This window comes from Okeania sp. SIO3B5 (assembly GCF_010692555.1).
Lineage (GTDB): Bacteria > Cyanobacteriota > Cyanobacteriia > Cyanobacteriales > Microcoleaceae > Okeania.
The window spans coordinates 1-8,762 of sequence record NZ_JAAHHG010000428.1; the positions used below are offsets into that span (position 1 = coordinate 1).

The window sequence follows — 8,762 nt, forward strand, 5'->3', positions numbered from 1 at the left end:
TGTCTTCCCCTCCTGGGAGCAGGGCTGTTTCAAAGTATTGTAGATTAAAGATGAGCGGGAGAACGGGAGTAATGGGCATTGTGGAACAGTGAAATTTGCCAAAATTTGCCGATTTTGAGCGCGATTAAGCATCCCTTTTACTCTAACTAAAATGGTGAAAAGTCAACTTTTAATCATAAATTCAAAGCCCTCATCCCCGTGTCTGGTGTGTCTCCGTGTCTGGTGTGTCTGGTGTGTCCCCGTGTCTGGTGTGTCTGGTGTGTCCCCGTGTCCCCGTGTCCCCGTGTCTATCGAGAATGAAACAGCACTGCCCTCCTGGGAGGGGCTAGGGGTGGGTTGTCTCCTGTCTCCTACCCCAACAAAAAGACTTTTTCAGCAAACCCTAATTAGGCTTTAATTTGTACTAATAAGCCGTCCGCATTACTATAAACATTAGTTCGAGCATTGTTATGATAACATCAACTTTTGAGTCTTGAGCAAAAAGCAATATTTGTAGATTAATGGGGCATTGAACCCCATTAATTTACCGCCTATTCATCTCGCGCCAAATCAGAGATTATGGCGCAAGACTTCTCGACGATTTAGCTAAATTTTTAGGAAAAAATGACTGAAGTTTTAGATGTCTTAGTTGTGGGCGCTGGTATTAGTGGGTTAAGTTTAGCCCATGCACTGACAAAATTAGGTAATAATTCCCCATTAAAGATTTTAGTTGCAGAAAGCCAAAATCGAGTGGGGGGAAATATCACAACAGTTTCTTTAGGAGACTTTCTTTGGGAAGAAGGGCCAAATAGTTTTTCTCCCACACCGGAATTGTTAAAGTTGGCTGTAGATGTTGGCCTAAAGCAGGAGCTAGTTTTTGCCGATCGCAAACTGCCTCGCTATGTTTACTGGAATGGTCAATTATTACCAGTGCCCATGAGTCCAACAGCTATGCTACAGTCTAAGTTACTGAGTGATGGTGGTAAGCTACGCGCCTTGGTTGGTGCTTTGGGTTTTGTATCGCCTGCTATTGGCGATCTCTCAGATCAAGGGGGAGAAGAAACTGTATCTCAATTTTTCCAGAGACATCTTGGTCCTGAAGTAATGCAGCGACTGGTGGAACCTTTCGTTTCTGGTGTTTATGCAGGAAACCCTAGTCAACTTAGTGCTACTGCTGCTTTTGCTAAAGTGGCTAGAATGGCTAACTTAGGTGGTGGACTTGTAGCTGGTGCTTTGCTGTCTGCTAAAAAAAATCGTAAGTTCAAGGTTGCTCCAGACCCTAATATTCCTAAAACTAAAACTGGAGAATTGGGTTCTTTTCGAGGTGGTTTGGAGGCATTACCAAAAGCGATCGCCTCTTATTTAGGAGAAGCAGTTAAATTAAATTGGTATCTTACTGGTATTCGTCGGACTGAACAACAAACTTACATAGCAGAATTTTCTACTCCCAATGGTACTGAGCAAATAGAAACTCGTACTATTTCTCTTTCTACTCCCGCTCGTGTTTGTGCAGAGTTATTCAAAACTTTGCAACCTGAAATTGCTTCTATCTTTAATGAATTTTATTATCCTCCTGTTGCTTGTGTAGTCTTGGCATATCCTGATACTTCTATCAAGGTTAAGATAGATGGCTTTGGTAATTTGATTCCTAGAGGTCAAGGTATCCGGACTCTTGGTACTATTTGGTCTTCTACTTTATTTTCTGGTAGGACACCACCAGGATGGCAAATTTTTACTAACTTTATTGGGGGTGCAACAGACCCGGAAATTGCGAACTTAGATAGTGAAGCGATCGTGCAACAGGTACATCAAGACCTTTGCCAAACTTTATTAAAAAGTAATGCTGAACAACCAAAAGTTCTCACGGTGCATTTATGGTCTCGTGCTATTCCTCAATATAATTTAGGCCATAATTCTAGATTGGAGCAAATTAATCATGGCTTAAAATCTTTACCTGGTCTATATCTGTGCAGTAATTATATTGGTGGTATAGCTTTGGGAGATTGTGTTCGACGTGGCACAGAAGTAGCTACTGAGATTTATCGAGGTTTGCAGACTTGATATTTTAGAGTTTCAAAGGAGTCAGGAGTCAGGGGTTAGGAGCTAGTTAGGATCAGGAAATCAATAAGGAAGTTTTCGGTCGTTTTATCTCAACGTTGGTTGAAGACCCGCGCTCTCCCGAAGGGGAGCGTCGTATGGGAAAACCAATCAATTTTGAGGTTTTGTCAATAGTATGTTAGACTTAAAGTTTGGCTGCTGGGCTAGCAGTGTCAGTCTGTGGAGCGACCGTAAGACCGAAAAGAGGCTCGACCTTGGAGGCTGGTGCATTGAAGCAGAAAGACCTAATCAGCGATGGTTAGGAATCCCGCGCTGTCACGCAAGTGCAGCGTCGGGAGGATGTCAATGATAACTAATTCAATGATGGAGGGATACTAAGGTTTCCTGTTTATCCCTCCACCTCTTAACTTTGGTAATATTATCTTTAAATCGAGCTTTTTCCTTAGCTTAATGTTATGTTTGACACTCCACGGAGTTTAAAAAATTCTATTGGTACAATTGTCTTTGGTTGGAATAAAGGTCAGAAAAATCAAATAGATAATGGTCATAAAAAGAATTCAGAATTTGTACCAATTCCTACAGCTAGACTCAAAGAAAGAATAGCTCAATTATGTGAAGAGTAGGGGATTCTATTCACAGAAACAGAAGAAAGTTATACAAGTATTGCTTCATTTTTAGATGGTGACAATCTACCTAATTATGGTGAAAAACCCAATGATTGGAAACCTAAGTCCTTCAGACAAGCTTTCCTACGGAATGCTACGCAAACGCTTTTCATGTCGCGCAGCGAAACAGGAAAAAGAATAAAGCGTGGTTTGTATAGAAGTAGTAATAATTGGTTAATTAATGCAGACTGTAACGGGGCTGCAAATATAATCACAAAAGTAAGCAGAAAGCTAAGTTTAGACGCTATGCCAACTGTGTAGGGGCACTTTGACTTGTCCCCAAAGAGTATATCTTTGGTCAGCTAAAAATAGACGGAGCAACACGGATTTATCGGTGTTGCGTAGTATCTGCTTAGAATCCCCGTGACTTGAGTCCGGGGAGTAGTCAAGATGATTACTTCAATCAAACATCAAGCTTATAGCCAATGCCCCTAACCGTTTTGATTTTTGGAGGATTATCGTTACTATTCTCTAGTTTTTTGCGTATTTGGCCAATATGCACGTCAACAACTCGCTCATCTCCCATATATTCATAATCCCAGACTTCCTGGATTAAATCAGACCGCTTCCAAGCACGGCCAGGTTTACCTGCTAGGCAGTGTAATATATCAAATTCCAAGGCCGTCAAAGCAATTAATTCTCCATCTACTTTCACCTCTCTACTCTGAGGGTCAATTGTCAGGTTTCCTAATTGGATACCCTCTGGTTGTGAGTTGGAAACTAATCTCTGACGTTTTAATATGGCTCCGACACGAGCGCCTAATTCTACTAAACCAAAAGGTTTTGTGATGTAATCATCTGCACCCTCTTTAAAACCGTGTAATTTACTATCCTCATCTGCAAGACTGGTTAACATTAGCACAAATACATTCGTATGACTTTGCATTTTTTTGCAAAGTTGAAAGCCTGTTGTATCAGGCAAGTTGACATCTAACACTACTAAGTCTGGTGAAAATTTATTAAATAATTCTAGAGCTGTTTTACCATCTCCAGCAGACTCTACTTGATAGTTTTGTTGACTCAAATACCGATGAATTAAAGTTCGGATGGCTGGGTCGTCATCAATCGCAAGGATCTTTACAGAGGCCATGACATAAATATCAGGATAAACTAACTATTATATAACTAAATTGCTGTTTTCAATTAAGAATTAGCAATATTTTTTACAAAAGTGGAAAGTTTGTTCTATTTTAAAACTAAAGTATGGTTTTGATGATTGCTGATAACTAAGGCAATCAATTATAGCTTAAATTATTTTATTATACTCGTCTATTTAATCTCATCAAGAACAAAATTTTCATTTTTTTACTTAGACAATTTTTTTTAAATATATTTTTGAGAAGTTTAAATTTGGTGAATAGTTTAGGTATTAACTTTAGTAATAGTAATAGCATGACTAAACTTATATCTATAACTATAACTAAAATATGTCTAGACTATCTCTGTTAAAACAGGATGCTGAATAACCAAAAGTTCTCGCTGTGCATTTATGGTCTCGTGCTATTCATCAATATAATTTAGGCCATAATTCTAAATTGGAACGGATTAATAATGGCTTAAAATCTTTGCCTGGTTTATATCTGCGCAGTAATTATACTGGTGGTATAGCTTTGGGAGATTGTGTTCGCCGTGGCACAGAAGTAGCTACTGAGATTTATCAAGGTTTGCATACTTGATATTTTAGAGTTTGAAAGGAGTCAGGAGTCAGGAGTTAGGAGGAAATCAAGAAGGAATAGAAAAAGTAAAGTTTTCGGTCTCTAATTAAGCAGACATGATATCAGTAGGAAAAATCGGTATTGCTGAAATGTAATGGTAAGCCAGTGAAGGTAAAATTAAAAAACTTATGTTTTGTGTTGATATTTAATCAGAAGTTATATTGTGTTCGCTAGAAAAGTTATAATCAGGATCGTAGCTTTGCTCTAGCCCTACTTAAATTTGGCGGTGGGGCATCCCGTCAGTAGTAAAGCTGATCGAGTAACCGAAGCAATAGCTGGTTTTGATAAAAAGCCCACACTATAATCTTTGATTCAGTGTGGGAGTATGTCACCTTTGGAATATTATTTGTTCAAATCGATCTTTATTCCTTGACTGAATTTATGTATGATTATCGAAATCAAATATCAAGCTTATAGCCAATACCTCTAACAGTTTTGATCTTTGGAGAATTGTCATTATTATTATCTAGCTTTTTGCGTATTTGGCCAATATGCACGTCAACGACTCGCTCATCTCCCGTATATTCATTATATTCATAATCCCAGACTTCCTGGATTAAATCAGACCGCTTCCAAGCACGGCCAGGTTTACCTGCTAGGCAGTGTAATATATCAAATTCCAAGGCTGTCAAGGCAATTAATTCTCCATCTACTTTAACCTCTCTACTCTGAGGGTCAATTGTCAGACTTCCTAATTGAATGCCCTCTGGTTGTGAGTTGGAAACTAATCTCTGACGTTTTAATATGGCTCCCACACGAGCGCCTAATTCTACTAAACCAAAAGGTTTTGTGATGTAATCATCTGCACCCTCTTTAAAACCATGTAATATACTATCCTCATCTGCCTCACTGGTTAAGATCAGCACAAAGACATTGGTATAACTTTGCATTTTTTTGCAAAGTTGAAACCCTGTTGTATCAGGCAAGTTTACATCTAACACTACTAAGTCTGGTGAAAATTTATTAAATAATTCTAGAGCTGTTTTACCATCTCCAGCAGACTCTACTTGATAGTTCTGTTGACTCAAATACCGATGAATTAAAGTTCGGATGGCTGGGTCGTCATCAACCGCAAGGATTTTTACAGGGGCCATGACATAAATATCAGGATAAACTAAGTACGATATTTTTAAAACTAAAGTGGAAAAGTGATTGTCTTTTCAAACTAAACTATGGTTTTGATGATTGCTTATAACTAAACCTAAACGATCAGTTAAAGCCTAAATTATTTTATTGTAGTCACTTACTTAATCTAATCAAGAACTAAAGTTTAAAATTTTTTCTTGAGAAAATTTTTCTTAGATATATTTTTGAGCAGTTGAAGTTTGGTTAATAGTTAGGTATTAACTAACTATAGTCATAGCATAAGTAAAGTAGTTATACCTACAACTAAATATACCTACAACTAAATATACCTAAATCATTATATCATAGCAAAAGTAACTTACTGAAACTAATTCTTAGTCTGAGTTATCACAACGCTCGACTAATTTGTAGATTTCATCCCTCTGGAGCAATAATACTATAACTTATATTTTTTATCTTTTTTACTACAACATACTTAAAATTTTAGGTAACATATCCCTAGGAATCTTGGTAAGAGCTACATTTTGCCCTTGTATTCCATACTTGTTGTAAAATGTACGGATAGTCCTGACAATATAATTTACAGTAGTTTCTTTTCCTTGTACTACTTCATTATTGATACGATTTTGTTGCTCGCCAGTATAAGCCAGTAAGTGATAATCCAAAGCTGATTCTAAATTACTCATTTGACTGTCTTTGTCTGATGTAATGTTGGCTTCTACAGCTATTTGATAATAAGCAAGTCCAACATTATTATAAGTGGCCAACAAATCAAAAGTAAGCTGAGAAGGAGAAAAATGTTGAGCTACACTAATAGCTTGGGAATAAGCAGCGATCGCTTGATGGAAAAGTTGAGCTCGTATTTGATGTTCCTCAAATTGCTTGGCCAAATGCCAATAAGTAGTACCTAAGTTATTTTTTGTTGCAGCACAAGCAAGGGGAGCAATTTCTGGAGTTCGATATTTTAAAGCTTCTAAATAAGCATCAACAGCTTTTAACATCAAAGTTTCTGATGGCTCTTGCTGAAATTGAGCTAAATTCCAATAAGCTATGCCCAAGTTATTTTGAATCATGGCATAGTTAAGAGGTTCAATTTCTGGGGTAAAGTAATCAATAGCTTCACCATAAGCTGAAATTGCTCCTTGTAAATGAGCCACTGCTTGAGTATGTTGAGCCAAATTCCAATAAGCTGCACCTAAATTATTTAAGGTCGAAGCATAATCTTGAGTATGAGTCACTGTATCTAAATACAAGATTGCTTCTTGATAGGCCATAACTGATTTTTCCCAATTCTTTTCTGCTTCTTGATAATTAGCTAAATCTCCGTAAGCTAGACCTAAGTTTTTTTGTAATCTGGCATAAGTCTCTTTCTGAGATGGGTTAATCTCACCTATAGCCATTTGATATAAAATAATGCTTCGCTCTAAATAAACTAATGAATCAGACTTACTAGATTTGATTTGACGAGATAACATCCAGTAAAGAGTGGCAAGATCGTTGAGAATGTCAAGAACAGGAATCTGGGATGGAGAAAATTGGCTCATATTTCCTGTATCTTGAAATGTCCACTCGATTACCATTTCATAAGCACGAATGGCAATAATTAAGCTTTGTTCTGATACTTCCCCTGTTAAGACGCGATCGCGATGAAAGTCCCCTAAAGCTTGATAAGCTATGGCTAGTTCTGGAGATGGATATTTGGACTTATTTAAATCTTGAATCTGTTTGAGAATTTGAAACTGTTGTTTTTCTAGGGATGTTTTTTCTTCACCAGACTTTCTAGAAATTTCTGACCATACTAAATTTGCTAGTTCAACTAATTCCCACTTTGGAAGTGGGACATTCTCCCGTTCTTGGTCAAGGCCAATGGGTAACTCTGGTAATTTTTGTGGAGCGGGTGGGAGAAGATGAACTGTCAGATTTTTTGATTCAACATCAATAGTAGTGTAAGACTTTTGTTCTAATGCCATTAATGGTCTTACAGTATTGATGGAAGGTGGGCTAATTTTTGGAGATAAGAAAGATTTAGAGTTTTGTTGATTTGGCAATGATGATTTATTTTTTCTAGGAGCTATTGGGGTGGGGTCTCCTTCAAATTCAAATATTCCTGTGTGCCAATGCCAAAATTCTGGGGCGGACTGTTTGATAGTATTGAGCCAAGGTCGATTTACCCAAAGTAATATACTGGATTCTAGGGTAGATAGATTTGTTTCTATTTTTTTGAGATTACTAATAAATGACCATTGAACTGTTGAGGGTTGTTTGGTTAAGCTTTCTACTCCAATAATTTGAAATCCTAATATTTGATATTCTTGTGTTTTTTGATATTCAGAATTTTCGGTAAACCATTGATTAATTTGAGTTACTGGATTAGGATTATTTAGATTTAAGTTGAGAGTAACAAATAAAATATTTTTATTGTTATTTGGCGTTTTTTCTGTGTAGTCAATAGTATTGGTTAAATCTACTTCTAGGTTTTCAACTAGGTTGTTTCTTAATTGTTGATTATCACATACAGCTATAAAAATTTGGCGACGTAGATTTAATGATAGAGCTTGTTTTAAGCGTTGATAGATTTGCCAATTCAATTGAGAAATTGTTGTGGACTCAGTGTCTATCACAGTTCTATTAGGGGGGTAAGTTTTAGGTGGTAGGTTTTAGGTGGTAGGTTTTAGTTAGTAGATGGTAGGTTTTAGGTGGTAGGTGTTGGGTGTTAACCAATTTTGTGTGAGATGGCACAGAATTATTAAATTTATTAACTTGTCTATCTGGATCTAAACTCAATTCTGATTAATTTATCATTTTATACAACTTCTTATGAACTTGGTACTAATTTTATAATTCTAAAATATAAAAAATTAGAGATTATTAGGTATGAAGGAAAAAAGCAATAAATAGGGTTGAAATTTTAAATTTATATTGATTTAAAATTATTAATGTATAAATCAAAGCAATAAAAATCTTTTCTGAGTTTAGCGAAGTCAAAATTTATCAAATTTTCAATAACTTTCCATGCTTCTATTCTCTATCTTATCTTTTTTGTTTTTAGATAAAATCCGGTTGAATTGGAATGATATAGTTTCCTTTACTATCATTATTACTGCTGTTTAGCCCTAGGATTATGGAAAACTTTTACCGAAAAATTGGGTTTAAAGCCTTGCCCTTTTAGGGCAACTTTATGTTATACTTATAAAAGCGGCAAAGGTATTTAACCGCTCTAAAAACCTAGCTACTAATCGTAGCAAACTAGCACCTTGAA

Annotated in this window: 7 protein-coding genes; 3 read left to right on the forward strand and 4 right to left on the reverse strand. The window is 36.5% G+C overall.

All coding sequences use genetic code 11. From position 1 onward, the window contains the following. Window positions 1-603 precede the first annotated feature (603 nt). On the forward strand, window positions 604-2,040 hold the full coding sequence (gene hemG, locus F6K54_RS34355; protein ID WP_293088082.1) for a protoporphyrinogen oxidase: 1,437 nt from the start codon (window positions 604-606) through the stop codon (window positions 2,038-2,040). A 452-nt stretch (window positions 2,041-2,492) separates the two neighbouring features. Then, the gene (locus F6K54_RS34360; RefSeq protein ID WP_293088084.1) at window positions 2,493-2,660 is read left to right on the forward strand and encodes a hypothetical protein; all 168 of its coding nucleotides are present in this window, start codon (window positions 2,493-2,495) and stop codon (window positions 2,658-2,660) included. 445 nt (window positions 2,661-3,105) lie between these two features. Here F6K54_RS34360 and F6K54_RS34365 read toward each other — a convergent pair whose 3' ends face one another. Further along, window positions 3,106-3,792, reverse strand: a complete 687-nt coding sequence (locus F6K54_RS34365) for a response regulator transcription factor (protein ID WP_293088085.1) — start codon at window positions 3,790-3,792, stop codon at window positions 3,106-3,108. Between the two features lie 391 nt (window positions 3,793-4,183). Here F6K54_RS34365 and F6K54_RS34370 point away from each other — a divergent pair, with 391 nt between their 5' ends. Then, the gene (locus F6K54_RS34370; protein ID WP_293088086.1) at window positions 4,184-4,378 is read left to right on the forward strand and encodes a hypothetical protein; all 195 of its coding nucleotides are present in this window, start codon (window positions 4,184-4,186) and stop codon (window positions 4,376-4,378) included. A gap of 437 nt (window positions 4,379-4,815) precedes the next feature. On the opposite strand, the gene F6K54_RS34375 is transcribed toward F6K54_RS34370, so the two are convergent. The 3 genes from F6K54_RS34375 to F6K54_RS34385 form a co-directional block, all read right to left on the reverse strand. Further along, window positions 4,816-5,511, reverse strand: coding sequence for a response regulator transcription factor (locus tag F6K54_RS34375; protein WP_293088088.1), 696 nt, complete (start codon window positions 5,509-5,511; stop codon window positions 4,816-4,818). Window positions 5,512-5,967: 456 nt separating this feature from the next. Continuing rightward, window positions 5,968-8,124, reverse strand: a complete 2,157-nt coding sequence (locus F6K54_RS34380) for a tetratricopeptide repeat protein (protein ID WP_293088089.1) — start codon at window positions 8,122-8,124, stop codon at window positions 5,968-5,970. Between the two features lie 22 nt (window positions 8,125-8,146). Then, window positions 8,147-8,287, reverse strand: coding sequence for a hypothetical protein (locus F6K54_RS34385; protein ID WP_293088090.1), 141 nt, complete (start codon window positions 8,285-8,287; stop codon window positions 8,147-8,149). Window positions 8,288-8,762: the final 475 nt, after the last annotated feature.

Excerpts from the sequence above, each read along its gene's own strand:
- hemG (WP_293088082.1), top strand. The coding sequence starts at position 604 with ATGACTGAAGTTTTAGATGTCTTAGTTGTGGGCGCTGGTATTAGTGGG.
- F6K54_RS34360 (WP_293088084.1), top strand. The coding sequence starts at position 2,493 with ATGTTTGACACTCCACGGAGTTTAAAAAATTCTATTGGTACAATTGTC.
- F6K54_RS34365 (WP_293088085.1), bottom strand. The coding sequence starts at position 3,792 with ATGGCCTCTGTAAAGATCCTTGCGATTGATGACGACCCAGCCATCCGA.
- F6K54_RS34375 (WP_293088088.1), bottom strand. The coding sequence starts at position 5,511 with ATGGCCCCTGTAAAAATCCTTGCGGTTGATGACGACCCAGCCATCCGA.